This window comes from Pseudomonas sp. GW821-FHT09D08 (assembly GCF_059416305.1).
The window spans coordinates 139358-157062 of record NZ_JBWKOX010000018.1 but is presented as its reverse complement, the minus strand read 5'-3'; the positions used below and the strand labels follow the sequence as shown (position 1 = coordinate 157062).

Sequence of the window (17705 nt, the reverse complement as noted above, 5' to 3'; positions counted from 1 at the left end):
TTAGCCTGTAAACCATGTCCCCGGTTAGAAATGTAAACGATGTCCCCGGTTTGTACCGGGGCAAGCCCCCTCCCACAGTTTGAATGTATTCACAGATCAAAAATGTGGGAGGGGGCTTGTCCCCGATTAGGCCATCAGCCACCCCGCAAAATCACTTCTTCTTACGCGGCCCGGTATTAAACACCGGTACCTTGCGCACCGGCTTGATCGAAGGCTCCACCGGCGCCACTTCACCACTGTCCACCCACTTGCCGAGGTTGCGCTTGCCACCACCGGATGCCTTGGGCTTCTTCGGTTTTTTCGGCTTCTTCACCACCTGACCGCTGGCATCGGTATCCGGCACGCGGTGTTCCGGCTCGAAGTCCTGTTCCATCTTGCGGGTCAAGGTCTGGCGGGTCAGCATCTCGATGGCCGACAGCATGTTGACTTCATCGGCACACACCAGGGAAATCGCCTCACCGGTGTTGCCCGCGCGACCGGTACGGCCGATGCGGTGGATGTAGTCCTCGGCCACGATCGGCAGGTCGAAGTTGACCACCAGCGGCAGGTCTTCGATATCCAGGCCTCGGGCCGCTACGTCGGTGGCGACCAGGATCTGCACTTCGCTCGATTTGAAACGGTCCAGCGCGCGTTGGCGCGTGGCTTGCGGCTTGTCGCCATGGATGCCATCAGCGTTGATGCCCAGGCCCTGCAACTTATCCACCAGCGCATCCACGCCGTTACGGGTCTTGGCGAACACCAGCACCTGCTTCCAGCGGCCTTTGCGCATCAGGTGCACAAACAGCTCCGCCTTGCGCTTCTTGTCCACCGGCACCACCCATTGCTTGACGGTGTTGGCAGCGACGTTACGCGGGCTGACTTCGATGCTCAGCGGGTCGTTGAGCATCTGCCCGGCCAGCAGGCGAATGTCATCGGAGAAGGTCGCGGAGAACAGTAACGTCTGGCGCTTTTTCGGCAGCATGCGGTAGATGTTCGCCAGCTCTTCGGAGAAGCCCAGGTCGAGCATGCGGTCGGCTTCGTCCAGCACCAGGGTTTGCAGCTGGTTGAGTTTCAGCGCGTTCTGGCGGAACAGGTCGATCAGGCGGCCCGGCGTGGCGACCAGGATGTCGACGCCCTTGCGCAGCTTCATCATCTGCGGGTTGATGCTCACGCCGCCGTACACCGCGTAGGTGGTGAGCGGCAGGTGCTGGGCGTATTCGGCAACGCTGGCGTGAACCTGCTCGGCCAGCTCGCGGGTCGGGCACAGGATCAGCGCGCGCGCCGAGTTGGCGGCGACTTTCGGCCCTTCCAGGGTCAGCAGTTGCAGCAGCGGCACGGCGAAACCGGCGGTCTTGCCGGTGCCGGTCTGGGCCGCGGCCATCAGGTCGCGACCGGCGAGCACCGCCGGAATGGCTTGCGCCTGCACCGGCGTCGGGGTCTGGTAGCCGAGCGTCTCAAGGGCGCGCAGCAAGGGTTCGATCAGGCCAAGTGTGGCGAAAGTCATGTAGTTACCGTAGGAAAAATTCAGCGCAAGGGCGTAATGCGCGGCAGTTTACCTTATTTCCGGCTTGGGCTTTCGCCACTGGGGCAGGCTGATCAACAGCACGGCGCTGATAATCACCAGCATGGCCAGGGCCTCTTCCACACCGATGGTCTCGCCGATGAACACAATCCCCAGCAAGACTGCGACGGCGGGGTTGACGTAGGCATAGCTGGTCGCAGCTGCCGGGCGTACGTGCTTGAGCAGGTACATATAGGCGTTGAAGGCGATGATCGAGCCGAACACGGCCAGGTAAGCCAGGGCCAGCCAGCCTTCCAGCGGCGGCATGGCTTGCAGGCGCTCACCGGTCAGCGCGCTGGCGATCAACAGTGTCACCCCGGCCACCAGCATTTCTGCGGCACTGGCCATAGCGCCCGGCGGCAACGGCAGGCGCCGGCTCCACACCGAACCAAACGCCCACGACGCCGCTGCAAACAACAATAAAGCGGCGCCCATGGGGCTAGACTGCAACGTGCTGCCCATGTTGAGCATGGCGATACCGATCATGCCCAGGATCACCCCGGCCCATTCCAGCCGGGTATTGCGCGCGCCCCAGAAATACCCGCACAGCAAGGTGAACAACGGCACGGTCGCCACCGCCAGCGCCGCCACGCCGGACGACACCCCAGTGTGCTCGGCCACACTCACCGCGCCATTGCCGAAGGTCAGCAGCAAAATACCGATCTTGGCAGCAGCCTTCCACTGCTCCCAGGTCGGCGCCGGCGCCCCACGCCAACGCAAAAATCCATACATCGCCGCACCCGCCAACAAAAAGCGAATACCGCCCAGCATCAGCGGTGGCCAGTATTCAACGCCGATGCGAATCACCAGGTAGGTGGAACCCCAGATCACATACAGTGCAAAAAAGGCGGCGATCAACGGTAGGGGAAAGCGACGTGTGCCAGGCATTGGGCGGCTCGAAGGCAGAGATAAGAGAGGCTTATTCTAAAAAGGCAGGCCGTTAAACATAAGTTACAAAACCTGTTTAAACCGCCAGTACACTTTCCAAAGCATGGTTATGAGGGCTATAAATCGTGTTTTCGAAAGCCATCCCCGAGTAGAGCCTTATCATGGACAAATACGACCGCATGCTCCTCAGCGCCCTGCTCGAAGACGGCCGCGCCTCCTACGCGCAACTGGCCCGCACGGTAAACCTCTCCGCCCCCGCCGTGGCCGAACGCGTGGCCAAGCTGGAAGCCAGCGGGGTGATCACCGGGTACCAGGCCAAGGTGGATTTTTCGAAAGTGGGCTTGCCGATTCAGTGCGTGATCGAACTGCGGCTGACCAACCACGGCAACCAGAAGGTCTATGACGCACTGGCCGAAATCCCGGAGTTGACCGAATGCCACCGGGTAACGGGCGATCCGTGCGTGATCATGCAAGCGGCGGTGGGCTCGATGCCGGAGTTGGAGAACCTGATCAATCGGCTGGCGAAGTTCGGGTTCAGCAAGACCTCGATTATTTTGTCGAGCGCGATAGAGCGGCGGGTGCCGTTGGGGCAGTTGGAGGTCAATGGCAAAACGGTTGCCTGATCTACCGCCATCGGGGCATGGGTATCTACACAACTTTTCAGATCCTGACAAATCTCCCTGTGGCGAGCGGGCTTGTCCCGCGTTGGGCTGCGAAGCAGCCCCAAAACCAGCCTCTACAGAGTGTCTTATACACCGCGTTCTTCTTTACTGGGGCTGCTGCGCAGCCCAACGCGGGACAAGCCCGCTCGCCACAACAGCGCTATCTGCCGGGCGTTGAGCGTTGAGCCAAAGTTGTTTAGATACCTATGTCCATCGGGAGCAAGCCCCCTCCCACATTTGAACGGCGTTGTTCTATCAGAACCCGCGATGTTTCTTCAAATGCTCATTGATCTTCGCCGCCGGCACTTTCTGCAGGGTGCACAGCAGGTCGTGGGACAGTTCACGCAAGCCATGGGTACGCCGCAGTTCCTGGGCCAGGTGCGCCGTGAGGTTGGCGGCCATTTCCGCATCCGCCAGCGCGCGGTGAGCCTGGCCGGTGTGGGGCAGTTGGGCATAGGTGTTGAGGGTGCCGAGCTTGTGGTTGGGCGCAGCCGGCATCAGGCGGCGGGCCAGCAGCAGGGAGCAGGCGAATTTTTGCAGGCGGGTGCGGCGGATCAGGCCCAGTTCGAAATCCCAGAACTTCTGGTCGAACGCGGCGTTGTGCGCCATCAACGGCGTGGTGCCGACGAATTCGTTGACTTCGTTCATCACCCGCTCGGCCGGCGGGGCGCTGCGCAGCATGGCGTTGTTGATGCCGGTGAGTTGCTCGATAAAACCGGGCACGCGCACACCGGCGTTCATCAGGCTCTGGTAGCGGTCCACGATCTGGCCACGTTCGAGGATAACCACCGCGATTTCCGTGGCCCGGCAGTGGCTGCTCGGGGTGATGCCGGTGGTTTCAAAGTCGATGACCGCTATACGTTCCAAACCTGTTCCAACTCCGTCTAACCCTTTATTTATTAAGCCGCCGTGCTTATTTGAGCAGCAACGCGCCTTCGATCGGCACGTAGCGGCTGGCGGCGCGTATCAATGAGTTGGCCGTCAGCCCCGGTACACCGTAGGCCACGGCGTCGACGCCGTGTTTGTGGATGATGCGGTCGAGCAGCATATCGAAATCGCCGTCACCGGAGGCCAGCACAATTTCGTCAACGTGGTCGGCGGCGTCCATGATGTCGATGGTGATGCCCACGTCCCAGTCACCCTTGGCCGAACCGTCGCTGCGCTGGATATACGGCTTGAGCTTCACCGTGAACCCCAGGTTGCGCAGGATCTGCTGGAACTGCTGCTGCTTGCTGTCACCGCGGTCGATGGCATACGCATAGGCCTCGACGATCTGCCCACGCGAACTGATATCAGCCCACAGGGCGGCGTAGTTGAAATGGCAGCCATAGGCCTGGCGGACGGTGTAGTAGAGGTTTTGTACATCGGCGAACACTGCAATTTTCTTCACCGCACTTCCTCATGACAGCCAGGCGCCAGGGCCCGGAAAGGGTGCCAGTATGCCAGCCACGAGAAGGTTGCCGGGAAAAATCAGACCGGGGCGGCTCAGCGCCCCGGGCCGGGAGGGTCAGACGAAGGAATCGTCGTCACCGAAGGAGGAAGAATCGTCGGAATAGTCGCTGTCGGCAAAGCTGTCCGAGGCGTTGTCGCTGCCCCAGCTGTCATTGCCGGCGAACTTCTGGTCATCGTTGCCCCAGTTGCCGTTGTCACTGGCGGGCGCCGGCTCTTCACGGATGATTTCTTCCACCACCTGCGGCTGTTGCGAGTTGTGGTTGAACAGGCTGCTGATGCCTTCGGCCAGCAACACACCACCGGCCACGCCCGCGGCGGTTTTCATCGCGCCACCGAGGAACCCGCTGCCAATGGGGGCAGCGGCCGGTTGCTGCGGCTGCTGATAGTTCTGTTGCGGCGCTGGCTGGCCAAAGGACGGCCGCGCCGGTTCACGCCAGCCGCCGCCGGAAGAGGCCGGAGCGCTCTGGGCCGGTTGCGGGTCACGGGAACCGCCGCCAAAGATGCTCGACAGGAAACCACCGCTGCTCGCCGGGGCCGGTTGCGCCGACTTGGCCCGCTGCAACTCATCCTGCAATTGCTGTATCTGCTGCGCCTGTTGCTTGTTCTGCGCGTCGAGACTCTTGAGCGCGTGTTCCTGCACCAGGATCGACTGGGTCATGTAGTACCCGGCGGCCGGTTGGCGAGTCATATGCTCCTTGATCCGCGCTTCTGCTTGCGCATCGCGCGGGGCTGAGTCCGTTTCGGCTTGCTGCAACCGTGAAAACAGTCCATCGATCAGGGTTTGCTCTTCGCTGTTCATGGCGACCTCGTTAGATTGCCGGTAGAAATCGTGGCCTTGCCTGTGATCAGGCCAGGTGCTTAACCGTTATGGGGGTGTTACGAGTTGTTTCAATGGTCTTTACTCAAGGTTTACATTTGCTTACCGCTGGCCATGATCGGTTAAAGTGTTGCCCTTGCTTTCAGGCCTGCGATGAACCCGATGAATCCGTTAGACGTATTGCGCGACTCCTTCCGTTTTACCCGAGGCAACCTGGGCGCAATCGTCCAACTGTGCCTGCCATTGGTGATCCTCGAAGCCCTGCTGCAACAGTTGCTCGACCACACGCTCGGCGCGGATGCGTTCCCCGGCTATAGCGTGGTGGTGGGTTTGCTGGTGTACCCGCTGTACACCGGTGCCTTGATCCTGTTTCTCGACGCGCGCACCCGTGGCGAGTCGCCGCGCACCAAGGACATCTGGGCCATGGCCCTGACCCTGTGGCCGCGCTTCGCCCTGCTGACCGCCATGAGCACCCTCCTGATTTTGCTGGGCCTGTCGCTGTATTTCCTGCCGGGCCTGTGGCTGATGGTGGTGTTGGCGTTCGCCGAGTACCTGCTGGTATTGCGCGGCATGCCGGCGCTGGAGGCGATGAAGGAAAGTTTGCGCCTGACCCGTGGGCATTTCTGGCGAATCCTGGTGTGCCTGCTGTGTGTCATGACGCCCCTGTGGCTGCTCAAGGGCGCCAGCGTCGCGGCCTATCCCAACCCCGCGCCGTTGCTGGGGCTGTTGATGGACAGCGCCCACAGCTTCCTGCAACTGTTCACCAGCGTGGTGCTGTTCCGTTTATTCATGCTGATCGGTGGCGATGCCGACGCGCGGTGATATGCTCCACGCCACTCCTGAAACGCCATAAGCCGAGCCGATGACCCGTTTATTGCGCATCACCCTGCTGGGCCTGCTGATCGTCGCAGGCCTGCTGACGGCCCTGATCTACAGCCTGACCTGGCGCCCCGCCGCCAAGGAGACCCTGCCCGTCAGCTGCGTCGCGCCCCGTGCGCCAACCCTGTTGCCCGGGCAGGCGCTCAAGGTCATGACCTGGAACGTGCAATACCTGGCCGGCAAGAACTACGTGTTCTGGTACGACACTGCCGACGGCAGCGGCCCGGACGATCGCCCCACCGTAGAGGATATGGCCGCCAGCCTCGACGAAGTGGCACGGGTGATTCGCGACGAACAACCCGACATCCTGCTGTTGCAGGAACTCGACGAAAACGCCAAGCCTTCCCACTATCAGGACCAACTGGCGCTTTTGCAGGAACGCCTGGTCGACCTCTACCCGTGCAGCGCCCAGGCCTTCGACTGGAAAGCCGACTTCGTGCCCGACCGGCATATCTTCGGCAGCGTCGGCCGCAAGCTGGCGACCCTGAGCCGCTACCAGATCGAACACGCCGAACGCCTGCAATTGCCGGCGCCGGAGGCCAATATCATCAGCCGCCAGTTCCAACCCAAGCCGGCCTTGCTGCTGACCTACCTGCCGCTGAGCGATGGCGGCCAACTGGCGGTGCTCAACACCCGCCTGGATGGCGACGCGCCGGGGCGCAGTGCGGTGCAGGAGCAGGTGCAAACGACGGTGAAGCTGCTGGACAAGTTCGAAGGCCGTGGCACGCCCTGGCTGATCGGCGGGGATTTCAACCTGCTGCCCCTGGGGCAATTCCTGCGTTTGGAGGCGGGTAAGCGCGGGCAGTATTCGCCGGACAGTGAGCTGCATTTACTGTGGGACAAGTACCCGATGATCCCGAGCAACAGCCAATCCAGCGGGATTGATCGTGAGAAATGGCTGACGTACTTTCCCAATGACCCGAGCATCGACGGCCCGGATCGCACCGTCGATTACCTGTTCTACAGCCCGCGGATCAAGCGGGTGGAGGCGAAGGTACGGCAGGAGGATACGTTGCGTATCTCCAACCATCTGCCGGTGATTGCGCGTTTCCTGTTGCCCGCCGCGCAATAACCCACACAACAGGATTAATGTGGGAGGGGCGGTGAGACGATTCGACTTGCCCCCCTCCCACATTTGAATCTCTGCCACGCTTACTTCCGGGGTTTGATCCGCGCGGTCGGCTCGGCTATCAGCGGATCATCCGGCCAGTAATGCTTGGGATACCTGCCCTTCAGATCCTTCTTCACTTCGGCGTAGGTACTGCGCCAGAAGTTCGCCAGATCCTGGGTCACCTGCACCGGCCGCCGTGCCGGGGACAACAGGTGCAACTTCACCACCTGGCGCCCGCCGGCAATGCGCGGGGTGTCGGCCAGGCCGAACAGTTCCTGCAAGCGCACCGCCAGGATCGGCGGCTGTTCGCTGTAGTCCAACCGCACCGATGAACCCGATGGCACCTTCACATGCTGCGGTGCCAGTTCGTCCAGGCGCTGGGGCAGCGGCCAGGGCAGCAGGTTGTGCAGGTAGCTGGAGATATCCAGGTTGGCGAAGTGACTCAGGCGCGAGACTTTGCCCAGGTAGGGCATCAGCCAGTGCTCCAGGCTGGCGAGCAAGGCGCTGTCGCTGACGTCGGGCCATTCGTTGGTGTTGCCGGCGTCCAACTGGCGCAGCAGCAGGACGCGGGATTGCCATTGGCGCAGTTCCGGGGTCCAGGGTAATAGCTCCAGGCCTTTGCGCCGCACCAGGTTGACCAGCGCCTGGCTGCGCGCGGCTTCGTCGAGGCCGGTGAGCGGTTCGCGGCTGAGCACCAGTTCACCGACTTTGCGCTGGCGTTCGGCGCGCAGCACGCCTTCGCGCTCGTCCCAGTCCAGTTGATCGACGTTGCGCACTTGTTCGGCGAGGACCGTGTCGAACAGCGTCGGGTCAAAATCTGCCGCGAGGTAGATGCGTTCTTCGCGCTGGCCTTGGCGGCTGCCGAGGTCGGCGATCACCAGCCATGGCTGTTTCATCAGGCTGTCGGCCTCGGCGAATAATGCCGCGCGGCCATTGGCCAGGCGATATTCGGCACCCCCGGGGCGACGTTGCTGGGCGACACGGTCCGGGTAGGCCAGTGCCAGCAAGGCGCCGAGCCAGCGCGGGTGGTCGGGGTCGGCCACCGGCCGGGTCGCCTGGCCTCTCAAATAACCACGGTATTGCCGCGCCAGTTGCTTGGCGCATTGCACGCCGCCTTGAGTACCGCGCGCACGCTCTTCACCGGACATCAGCGCCAGGCGGCTGTGCAAATCCGCGCCGCCACCGCGCAAAATATCGCGCTCGCCCAACAGTGCCGCGACATCACAGGCCGTGGCCGCCAGCCCCAGGTCCTGCCCGCGCAACAGCAAATGGGCGATGCGTGGATGGGCCGGCAACTCGGCCATCTTCTGGCCATGTGCCGTGAGTTTTTCGTCATTCAAGGCCCCGAGGCGTACCAGCAAATCCTGGGCCTGGGCATAGGCGGCGGTGGGTGGCACGTCGAGCCACACGAGCTGCGTGGGCGTGACGCCCCAGCGCGCCAGCTGCAAGGCCAGGCCGGCGAGGTCTGCGGCGAGGATTTCCGCACTGCCATACGCGGCCAGCCCTTCATGCTGGTCTTCGGACCACAACCGATAACACACCCCTGGCTCCAAGCGCCCGGCCCGGCCCGCGCGCTGGGTGGCGCTGGCGCGGGAGATGCGCTGAGTGTCGAGGCGGGTCATGCCGCTGCCGGGGTCGAAACGCGGCACCCGCGCCAACCCGGCATCGATCACCACACGCACGCCATTGATGGTCAGGCTGGTCTCGGCGATGTTGGTGGCGAGCACCACTTTGCGTTTACCGGCCGGTGCCGGATCGATGGCCGCGCGCTGGGCGTTGAGGTCCAGCTCGCCATGCAGCGGGCAGAGCAACACGTCAGGGCTGTGCCCCAGGGCGTCGGCCAGTTGCTGATTGACCCGGCGAATTTCCGCCTGGCCCGGCAGGAACACCAGCACGCTGCCGGTTTGGTCATGCAAGGCTTCGAGGATGGTTTGCACCACGCGCGGCTCGATAAATTCACCGGCCTGGTGCGGCCGCCCCCAGCGCATCTGCACCGGGAACATGCGCCCCTCACTGCGCAGGATCGGCGCGTCGTCCAGCAGGCTGGCCAGACGCTCGCCTTCGAGGGTGGCGGACATCAGCAGGATTTTCAGCGGTTGCTCGTCGCGAAACAGGTCGCGGCCGTTCAGGCTCAGGGCCAGTGCCAGGTCGGCGTCGAGGCTGCGCTCGTGGAATTCGTCGAAGATCAGCAGACCGACACCGTCCAGTGCCGGATCGTCCTGCAAACGACGGGTGAGGATGCCTTCGGTGACCACTTCGATGCGCGTGTTGGGCCCGACCTTGCTGTCGAGACGGATGCGATAGCCGACGGTTTCACCGACTTTCTCCCCCAGTTCGCTGGCCAGGCGTTCCGCGGCGGCGCGGGCGGCCAGGCGCCGGGGTTCGAGCATCAGGATGGTCTGCCCGGCCAGCCAGGGCTCATTCAACAAGGCCAAGGGCACGCGGGTGGTTTTACCGGCGCCGGGCGGCGCTTCCAGCACGGCTTCATGGCGATTCGCCAAGGCGTCACGCAGGGCGGGTAAAACATCATCGATCGGCAACGAATTCATACTGGCTCCAAAGCAGAGCGGCGAGTATAACGGCGAACTGCCGGATGCCGACGCTGGTCTCAATGGCAGTGCTATATAGTCCCGTATCAACCGTGTTCAGGAGAGCCTCCATGCGTATCGCTTCCCGTGTCATCGGCGGTGTCCTCGCCGTCACCCTGCTGAGCCAACTCACCGCTTGCGGGTCGATTTTCTACCCCGACCGCCGCGGCCAGATCGACGGCAAGATCGACCCGACCATTGCCGTGCTCGATGCCGTTGGCCTGCTGTTCTACGTGATCCCTGGCCTGATCGCGTTCGGCGTCGACTTCGCCACGGGCGCGATCTATTTCGAACCCGGCAAGACCGCCCAGGTCGACCCGGAAAAACTCCACGAAGCCATCGGCGCCGACGGCAAGGTCGACAACGCCAAGCTGCAAAGCATCATCCAGAAGGAAACCGGTCGCACCCTGCCGCTGGACGACCCACGCATGATCCAGTTCAAGGGCAGCGTGCAACAACTTGCGCTCCTGGGCCTGAAACCCGCCGCCTAAGGAACGTTTATGACCAGCAGTCCCGAACACGCCCGGCTGTTGCGCCTGGCCACCCGCGCCTCGGTGGGCGTGGCCTGTGCGTTGATCGTCACCAAGGCGATTGCCTGGTGGCTCAGCGGCTCGGTGAGCATGCTCGCCGGGTTGACCGACTCACTGCTCGATGGTGTGACCTCGCTGCTGAACCTGCTGGCGGTGCATTACGCCCTGCGCCCGGCCGATGACGATCACCGTTACGGCCATGGCAAGGCGGAGTCGCTGGCGGGCATGGCCCAGGCGCTGTTCATTGGTGGCAGTGCGGTGTTGATCGCCTTGCAGGCCTACGAGCGCCTGCAGCATCCGGAACCGGTTGGCGCGCCGTGGCTGAGCATCGGGGTGATCGTGTTTTCCCTGGTACTGACCGTGGCGCTGCTGATGCTGCAACACCGGGTTGTGCGCGAAACCGGCTCCAATGCCGTGCGGGCGGACTCGTTGCACTACCGCTCGGACCTGCTGCTCAACGGCAGCATCCTGGTGGCGCTGGTGCTGGCGGGCATGGGCTTTCATCAGGTCGACGCCTGGTTCGGCCTGGGCATCGCTGCCTACATTTTGTGGAGCGCGATCCAGATCGCCAGGGAAAGCTTTGCGGTGTTGATGGACGAGGAACTGCCGCCGGACGTCAGCCAGCACATGCTGGAACTGGCGCGAGGCGTACCGGGGGTGTTGGGTGCCCATGACCTGCGCACGCGCATCTCCGGCAACCATTGGTTCGTGCAGTTGCACCTGGAACTGCCGGGGGAGTTGACGCTGTCAGTGGCCCACGGCATCAGCGACCAGGCCGCCGATGCCATTCACGCAGCCTACCCGCGCGCCGAAGTGCTGGTGCACGCCGACCCACGGGAAGTGGTCACGGGCGCCAAGGCCTAGTACTGCACCTGATACCCGCGACTGCTCAGGCAGTTGCCCTGGGCCTGGCGGTAGGTTTGCACCACCGCCGGGTCAGGGGCGTAGGTGACGGCCTGCGGGTCGAAGCCGCTTTGTTGCACCGCCCAGCGATAACAGTCGTAACCGTCCTGCTGCACTTGCGCCGGTGACTGCCCGTTGGCGGGATAGGCCACCACGTCATAACCATTGCCTTGCGGTGCTGGCTGCGGCGCCGGCACTTGCGTCGGCGGTTGCACCACCACGTATTGCTGGGTGCTTTGTTCGTAGGCGTAGTAGGCGCCGGCGGCCAGGAACAGCAGCGAGCCACCTACCCACACTTCGCGCGCATAGTCCGGCAGGTAATGCACGCGGATGCCATACGGCGGCGCCACGACCACATAGCGCGGGCCTTGGGGGCGGTACCAGTAGCCGCCGGAGAAGAAGTAATCCTGGCCACGGTACGGCACCCGGTAGTTGCGGTCGGGGAAGCGGTCGACGACATAGCCAGGCCGATACTGGGGGCCGGGGCCCCAGCCGTTGCCATGGCCGTCGGGGCGACCTGGCCAGCGGTTATCGTTGGGATGCCCGTTGTAGCCCGGCCGCGAACCTGGGCCGCCGGCCTCCCAATTGCGGTTATCGTCGTTGCGTCGAGGAATGTCACGGTAGTAACCCTGACGGGGTTCCTGGGTCTGGCGCACGGTATCGGGGCGACTCTGGATCGGCAGGTTATTCGCAGGCTGCGGGGCTGGCCGAGGCTGTTCGGCACCTTGCGGGCGACCTTGCCACTGCCCGCCACCGTGGGGCGGTTGCTCGGCACGATCAAAATGCGGGTTCTGTGGACGTGGCTGATTGTTTTCCGGCCGGGGTTGAGTGTTCTGGGGCTGCGGGCGCGGTTGGTTATTTTGCGGGCGCGGTTGTTCGTTACCTTGACCTTGCCGACCACCCTCCGGCCCTCTTTCATGCTGGCCGCCACCCTCAGGGCGCGGCTCGTCGGCCATCACTTGCGTGCCGACGGTGACCATCAGCAAACCTACACCTGCCATACGCCAGATGCGCTTCATGCTATTCCTCACTGCGGATAAGGGCCTGGAAGGTCCGGCCTCATAGATGAGACTGGAAAAGCCTCGCCCGGTTCTGAGACAGGTTATCAGTCACAAGAACAATTTTCTTAAGGCAAAAGAAAAGGGGTGACCCGTCGGCCACCCCTTGAGAACTTCGTCCATGCTCAACGCTTTTGACGTTGGCTCACCTCACGCCGTCTTGTGGACAGTGTGCAGCCTGGAGGCCGGCTCGACCCTGCTGGGGTGGCGGCCGCAGCAAGCCTGATTGGGCGAGCTGCTGTGGACTGTTGTCCAGGCGGTGATTCTGTTGATAACGATACAGGCCAGAGCCGGACAGATGATTGCGAAGATTGCGTCAATAAACAGTGCTTGCGCAATTTTTAACCCTTCATGGATAATTCACCGCAATAGTTACGACAAAGGCCAACCCAATGAGCAAGCTTGACCGATACGACCTGAGTATTTTGGCGGAATTGCAGCGCGACGCGAGGATCTCCAACCAGGAGTTGGCCGAGCGTATCGGCCTGTCGCCTTCGCCCTGCTCGCGCCGGGTCAAGCAGTTGGAGGACGACGGCTACATCGCACGCCAGGTCGCCCTGCTCGACCGCAAGATGCTCGGCCTGAGCCTCACCGCCTATGTGCTGATCGGCATGGACCGCCACACCCCCGAGCGTTTCGAGAACTTCGAAGCGGCCATCCGCACCCTGCCCCAGGTGCTGGAATGCAGCTTGGTGACGGGGATGGATGCTGACTATCAGTTGAAAGTGGTGGTGCCGGACATGGACCACTATCAGAAACTGCTGCTGGGCCACCTCACCCGGATCGAAGGCGTGACCAGCGTGCGCTCGAGCTTTGTGCTGAACCAGGTGCTCAACAGCACCGAGCTGCCGCTGACCCACCTGCGCACCTGATCTCATGAACAATGAAGATCAAATGTGGGAGGGGGCTTGCCCCCGATGGAGTATCAGTCACCAGATACACAGCCTGACACACCGCTATCGGGGGCAAGCCCCCTCCCACATTTGGCCTGTGTTTCAACAGTGAAGCCTGCGTGCGACGCACCGACGCAGGTCAATGTTGCGCCTGTGACGCTGCCGTATACTTGCCGCTTGCCCCGTTGGAAGAGCCCATGAACAACATCGACCCCGCCCTGTTCGAAGAATGGATGATGACCGGCCTGGTCACTATCCTGATCATTTTCATGGGCTTTATCGTCTGGGACCTGGCAAAGAAATCCAAGGCCGGGCGCTTTGGTTCGTTCATCCTGTTTTTCGTACTGGGCCTGGGCGTGGCCGCGTTCATCATCAAGAGCGTGGTGATCGGCCTGATCGAATCCGGCGCGTTATAAACGCGCCGGCACTTCCTTCCATTGGCCTTGGTCCAGGCCGTCGATTGTCCAATCGCCGATACGCACCCGCACCAGGCGCAAGGTCGGCAGGCCCACGGCGGCGGTCATGCGCCGAACCTGGCGGTTACGCCCCTCTCGAATCACCAGTTCAAGCCAGTACGTCGGTAGGTTTTTGCGAAAGCGCACCGGCGGGTTGCGTGGCCATAACGCCGGTTCATCCAGACGCCGGGCCTCGGCGGGCAAGGTTTTGCCGTCGTTGAGCTCTACGCCGTCGCGCAGGCGTTGCAGCAATGCTTCGGTGGGTTCGCCTTCCACCTGCACCCAGTAGGTTTTCGCCAGCTTGTGCTTGGGGTCGGCAATACGCGCCTGCAACTGGCCGTCGTTGGTCAGCAACAACAGACCTTCGCTGTCACGGTCCAGGCGACCTGCCGGGTAGATGCCGGGGACGTCGATAAAGTCCTTGAGCGTCGCGCGCCCGCCTTCGTCGCTGAACTGGGTCAGCACATCGAAGGGTTTATTGAACAGGATCAACTTCGGCTCGGCCGGCGGCGCCTTGGCAACACGGCGCGCGGCAGAATACGGAGGTTTCACGCCAGGGCGGCGCGAATCGGGACGGGTGGGACGGGACATGGCAAAGGAACATCTAACGGTCAGGACCGACAATGCTAGTGGCCTGACCGCTAAATGACCATCCCAACCGCTTAGCGGAACGGCGGCTCGTCGAAGCTGCGCAGTTTGCGCGAGTGCAACGAGTTGAGTTCGGTGCGCAACAGGTCCACCGCCTCGATGCCGATCTTCAAGTGCTGGCTGACCGCACGTTCGTAGAACGCGTTGGCCGAGCCCGGCAGCTTGATCTCGCTGTGCAGCGGCTTGTCCGACACACACAACAACGTGCCGTACGGTACGCGCAAGCGGTAGCCCTGGGCAGCGATGGTGCCGCTTTCCATGTCCACCGCCACGGCGCGCGACAGGTTGATCAACGGCCGTTCCTGGGCCCAGCGCAGTTCCCAGTTGCGGTCGTCGTAGGTCAGCACGGTGCCGGTACGCAGGCGTTTTTTCAGTTCTTCGCCTTTCTCACCGGTGACATTCGCCGCCGCCTGCTGCAAGGCCATCTGCACTTCGGCCAGGGCCGGGATCGGGATGTTCGGCGGTACCACCCGGTCGAGAATCCCATCGCGGCGCATATAGGCGTGGGCCAGTACGTAGTCGCCGATGGTCTGGGATTGGCGCAGGCCGCCACAGTGGCCAATCATCAGCCAGCAATGCGGACGCAGCACCGCCAGGTGGTCGGTGATGTTCTTGGCGTTGGACGGGCCGACACCGATGTTCACCAGGGTCACGCCGTGGCCATCGCTGGCCTGCAGGTGATAGGCCGGCATCTGGTAGCGGTGCCACACTACGCCGGCGGCAATCGCCGAGGCTTCGCCGTGGTCCATGCTCTTGTCGATGATGACGTTGCCCGGCAGCACCATGCGGATAAAACGCGGGTCGCTGCGCAGTTGTTCCAGGCCATGCAGGATGAACTGGTCGACATAGCGGTGGTAGTTGGTCAGCAGGATCCACGGCTGCACATGGCGCCAGTCGCTGCCGGTGTAATGCACCAGCCGACGCAGGGAAAAGTCCACGCGGGCCGCATCGAACAGGGCCAGGGGCAGCGGGTCGGTGTTTTCCCAGTCGTAAAGGCCATCGGCGATGCCGTCGGTGGCGGCCGACAGGTCGGTGCTGGGGAACACGCGCGCCAAGGTCGCGGCGGTCACACCGGAGCCGGCCAGTTCGTCGCCCTGCTCCACCACGTACGGATAAGGAATGTTCTGCTGGCTGACGCCCACTTCCACGGTCACGGTGAAGTCGTGCATCAGCGGCACCAGTTGTTCCAGCAAATACTTACGGAACGCCGCCGGATGCGTGACGGTTACGCTGTAGGTCCCAGGTAACTGGACCTTGGCATACGCCCGGGTAGTCTGTGGGACTTCGCCGTGGCAGTGGTAAGTCAGGCGCAGTTCCGGGTAGCGAAACAGCGCGCGTTGTTCGGCGTCGGGTTCGACGCGGTCCTTGAGGTATTGCTTGAGGGCTTGATTGAGCGCGCCGGTAGCCCGCTCATGCAGGGCCGCCAGCCGATCCACGGCTTCTTCGGCGGTTTGAACGACAACAAAAGCTTCGGTCACGGTAAGCATCCTGTGTTCTGACTTGCAGGCCTTTATCTTGCCTGTATCCCTGTCAGACGCAAACCTTGAATTGGAGTGCCCTCTCAAGATGGCTGCAAGCCCCTTCCCACATGTGGACCGTGTTTATTCAGATACATTGGGGCTTGAGCGCGCGACGATGGCCCCGACATCGACGCCACGTGGCAAGGTGCCGTAGACGCGGCCAGACGACTGGCCCAAACGGCTGGCGATAAAACCATCGCTGACCGCCGCATGACCGGCCTCCAGCAGCAACTTGGCCTGTAGCGCCACGGCAATATCTTCGGTCAACTGCCGCGCGCGGTACTGGATGTCCTGGGTGTCCATGAACGCCGACTTCAGGTGTTCGATCTGCCGTGCCAGTTGCCTATCGCCATGCCCGTCACCGAGTTCGACAAACAGCGCTTCCAGCACGCCGGGCTCCTTGGACAGTGCGCGCAGCACGTCCAGGCATTGCACATTGCCGGAACCTTCCCACGTCGAATTCACCGGCGCCTCACGGTACAGGCGCGGCAGGATGCTGTCCTCCACGTAGCCCGCGCCGCCCATGCATTCGGCGGCTTCGTTGATCATCGCCGGGGCGCGCTTGCAGATCCAATACTTGCCCACCGCCGTTACCAGCCGAGCGAACTTGGCTTCGCGCTCATCGCCCAGGTTGTCCAGGGCGCAGCCCATGCGCATGCTCAAGGCCAGCGAGGCTTCGCTTTCCAGGGCGAGGTCGGCCAGCACGTTTTGCATCAGCGGCTGCTCGCTGAGCACACGGCCACCGACCCGGCGATGAGCACAGTGATGGCTGGCCTGGGTCAGCGCCTGGCGCATCAAGGCGCTGGAACCGACCATGCAATCGAAACGGGTCATGGCAACCATCTCGATAATGGTGGGCACGCCACGCCCCTCTTCACCGATCATCCAGGCCAGGGCCCCACGAAACTCCACTTCACTGGACGCATTGGAGCAGTTGCCCAATTTGTTTTTCAGGCGCTGGATATAGAACTCGTTGCGGGTGTCATCCGGGCGGTGCCGGGGCAGCAGGAAACAGGTCAGGCCTTTGTCGGTCTGGGCCAGGGTCAGGAAGGCATCGCACATCGGCGCGGAGCAGAACCACTTGTGACCGACCAGTTCATAGGCTTGCCCGGGCCCGCCGGCGCCCACCGGATAGGCGCGGGTGGTGTTGGCGCGCACGTCGGTGCCGCCCTGCTTCTCGGTCATCGCCATGCCGATGGTTGCACCGGCCTTGTGGGCAATGCCGACATTGCGCGGGTCATAGTGGGTGCTGAGGATTTTCGGCAGCCAGGTCTGCGCCAGGTCCGGTTGCAAGCGCAGGGCCGGGACGCAAGCGAAGGTCATGGTCAGTGGGCAGCCGGTGCCGGCCTCAGCCTGGCTGTGCAGGTAGGTCAGGGCAGCACGCGCCACGTGGGCGCCGGACTGTGGATGGGCCCACGGCAGCGACGGCAGGCCATGCTCGACCGCGGTGCCCATCAGCTCGTGGTAGGCCGGGTGAAACTCCACCAGATCGATGCGATGCCCATACCGGTCATGGCTGCTGAACACCGGTTTGTTCTGGTTGGCCAGGAACCCGGCCGCCATCAGCGGCCCGCCGGCCAACGCCCCGTAGGCATCGATGCGCGCCTGCGCCCAGCCGGCGCCAAAGCGCCGTGACCAGTCTTGCAGGGGCACGTCGATGCGGTACAGATTGGTGCCGTCCAGGGAGGGCGGCTGGTTGGTGACGTCGTGGGTTTCGGCGAACTGATGCAGGTTCATGACGGGCCTCCTGGAAAAAAGGCC

17 protein-coding genes are annotated in these 17705 nt (G+C 63.0%); 7 read left to right on the top strand and 10 right to left on the bottom strand.

The features are described 5' to 3' along the window. Positions 1–151: 151 nt before the first annotated feature. Together rhlE1 and yedA are read right to left on the bottom strand one after the other, a co-directional pair. Positions 152–1483: an RNA helicase RhlE1 gene (gene rhlE1 / locus AC07OP_RS25150; RefSeq protein ID WP_495102469.1), complete on the bottom strand. Its 1332-nt coding sequence runs from the start codon at positions 1481–1483 to the stop codon at positions 152–154. 48 nt (positions 1484–1531) lie between these two features. Continuing rightward, complete coding sequence (gene yedA, locus AC07OP_RS25145) at positions 1532–2428, bottom strand: drug/metabolite exporter YedA (protein ID WP_092358242.1); 897 nt, start codon at positions 2426–2428, stop codon at positions 1532–1534. Between the two features lie 161 nt (positions 2429–2589). Between yedA and AC07OP_RS25140 the strand changes: the two genes are divergently transcribed. Next, positions 2590–3051, top strand: a complete 462-nt coding sequence (locus AC07OP_RS25140) for an Lrp/AsnC family transcriptional regulator (RefSeq protein WP_065924993.1) — start codon at positions 2590–2592, stop codon at positions 3049–3051. Between the two features lie 294 nt (positions 3052–3345). Here AC07OP_RS25140 and AC07OP_RS25135 read toward each other — a convergent pair whose 3' ends face one another. The 3 genes from AC07OP_RS25135 to AC07OP_RS25125 form a co-directional block, all read right to left on the bottom strand. After that, positions 3346–3957 carry a 3'-5' exonuclease gene (locus tag AC07OP_RS25135; protein WP_495102470.1) on the bottom strand — a complete coding sequence of 204 codons (612 nt, stop codon included), beginning with the start codon at positions 3955–3957 and terminating at the stop codon, positions 3346–3348. Positions 3958–4003: 46 nt separating this feature from the next. Next, a complete protein-coding gene (locus tag AC07OP_RS25130; protein ID WP_065938345.1) occupies positions 4004–4480 on the bottom strand; it encodes an NYN domain-containing protein in 477 nt (158 codons plus the stop codon). A 117-nt stretch (positions 4481–4597) separates the two neighbouring features. After that, entirely contained in the window at positions 4598–5341 is a 744-nt protein-coding gene (locus tag AC07OP_RS25125; protein WP_065938346.1) for a DUF2076 domain-containing protein, read from the bottom strand. Between the two features lie 180 nt (positions 5342–5521). Here AC07OP_RS25125 and AC07OP_RS25120 point away from each other — a divergent pair, with 180 nt between their 5' ends. Together AC07OP_RS25120 and AC07OP_RS25115 are read left to right on the top strand one after the other, a co-directional pair. Next, the gene (locus tag AC07OP_RS25120) at positions 5522–6181 is read left to right on the top strand and encodes a DUF7847 domain-containing protein (protein WP_065925008.1); all 660 of its coding nucleotides are present in this window, start codon (positions 5522–5524) and stop codon (positions 6179–6181) included. A gap of 40 nt (positions 6182–6221) precedes the next feature. Beyond that, complete coding sequence (locus tag AC07OP_RS25115) at positions 6222–7310, top strand: endonuclease/exonuclease/phosphatase family protein (RefSeq protein WP_495102471.1); 1089 nt, start codon at positions 6222–6224, stop codon at positions 7308–7310. A gap of 80 nt (positions 7311–7390) precedes the next feature. Here the strand turns inward: AC07OP_RS25115 and hrpB are convergent, their stop codons facing one another. Next, entirely contained in the window at positions 7391–9898 is a 2508-nt protein-coding gene (gene hrpB, locus AC07OP_RS25110) for an ATP-dependent helicase HrpB (RefSeq protein WP_495102472.1), read from the bottom strand. Positions 9899–10008: 110 nt separating this feature from the next. On the opposite strand from hrpB, the gene pmcY reads away from it, so the two are divergent. Both pmcY and AC07OP_RS25100 read left to right on the top strand, forming a co-directional pair. Then, complete coding sequence (gene pmcY / locus AC07OP_RS25105) at positions 10009–10428, top strand: periplasmic Zn2+ metallochaperone PmcY (RefSeq protein ID WP_065938349.1); 420 nt, start codon at positions 10009–10011, stop codon at positions 10426–10428. A 9-nt stretch (positions 10429–10437) separates the two neighbouring features. Next, on the top strand, positions 10438–11331 hold the full coding sequence (locus AC07OP_RS25100; protein WP_065938350.1) for a cation diffusion facilitator family transporter: 894 nt from the start codon (positions 10438–10440) through the stop codon (positions 11329–11331). On the opposite strand, the gene AC07OP_RS25095 is transcribed toward AC07OP_RS25100, so the two are convergent. Next, the gene (locus AC07OP_RS25095; protein ID WP_495102473.1) at positions 11328–12389 is read right to left on the bottom strand and encodes a DUF6515 family protein; all 1062 of its coding nucleotides are present in this window, start codon (positions 12387–12389) and stop codon (positions 11328–11330) included. The genes AC07OP_RS25100 and AC07OP_RS25095 overlap by 4 nt on opposite strands. 431 nt (positions 12390–12820) lie before the next feature. On the opposite strand from AC07OP_RS25095, the gene AC07OP_RS25090 reads away from it, so the two are divergent. After that, the gene (locus AC07OP_RS25090; protein WP_003194418.1) at positions 12821–13300 is read left to right on the top strand and encodes an Lrp/AsnC family transcriptional regulator; all 480 of its coding nucleotides are present in this window, start codon (positions 12821–12823) and stop codon (positions 13298–13300) included. A gap of 227 nt (positions 13301–13527) precedes the next feature. Then, positions 13528–13737: a DUF2788 domain-containing protein gene (locus tag AC07OP_RS25085; RefSeq protein ID WP_025999909.1), complete on the top strand. Its 210-nt coding sequence runs from the start codon at positions 13528–13530 to the stop codon at positions 13735–13737. Here AC07OP_RS25085 and AC07OP_RS25080 read toward each other — a convergent pair. From AC07OP_RS25080 to AC07OP_RS25070, 3 genes are all read right to left on the bottom strand, one after another. Next, complete coding sequence (locus AC07OP_RS25080) at positions 13732–14367, bottom strand: pseudouridine synthase (RefSeq protein WP_495102474.1); 636 nt, start codon at positions 14365–14367, stop codon at positions 13732–13734. The genes AC07OP_RS25085 and AC07OP_RS25080 overlap by 6 nt on opposite strands. Before the next feature lie 71 nt (positions 14368–14438). After that, positions 14439–15911 carry an AMP nucleosidase gene (gene amn / locus AC07OP_RS25075; RefSeq protein ID WP_024077553.1) on the bottom strand — a complete coding sequence of 491 codons (1473 nt, stop codon included), beginning with the start codon at positions 15909–15911 and terminating at the stop codon, positions 14439–14441. Positions 15912–16025: 114 nt separating this feature from the next. Next, positions 16026–17681, bottom strand: a complete 1656-nt coding sequence (locus AC07OP_RS25070; protein ID WP_495102475.1) for an acyl-CoA dehydrogenase family protein — start codon at positions 17679–17681, stop codon at positions 16026–16028. Positions 17682–17705: the final 24 nt, after the last annotated feature.